Consider the following 287-nt stretch of genomic DNA (forward strand, 5'->3'; position numbering starts at 1 on the left):
GGTGCGCGTGCACGTCGCGTCGCACGCGGCGCCGGCAGCGCGGCGCGCCTGCGTCGGCGGGCTGGCCGGCGTGGAGGGCGGCGTCGAATGTTTCTGAAGAAGATCAACACAGCCAGATAAACAAATCGGCCGCCGGCAGGGTACGGCGGCCCGGGAAGTCGACAACCGGCACGGCGCCGGTCTCTCGGGGGATCAAACAAAATGAAACTCAAATCGCAACGTACAGGTAGCGGCCCACTGCGGACTCGCGACGCACGGGGCACGATGATGGCCGCGATCCTCTGTTC

Annotated in this window: 1 pseudogene; it reads left to right on the plus strand. The window is 66.9% G+C overall.

The window, feature by feature from the left end:
- Positions 1-97, plus strand: a pseudogene (locus KVT39_RS38595) (Flp pilus assembly protein CpaB); the annotation flags it as partial.
- Positions 98-287: the final 190 nt, after the last annotated feature.

It is taken from the genome of Burkholderia sp. GbtcB21 (assembly GCF_019091065.1).
GTDB lineage: Bacteria > Pseudomonadota > Gammaproteobacteria > Burkholderiales > Burkholderiaceae > Burkholderia > Burkholderia pyrrocinia_C.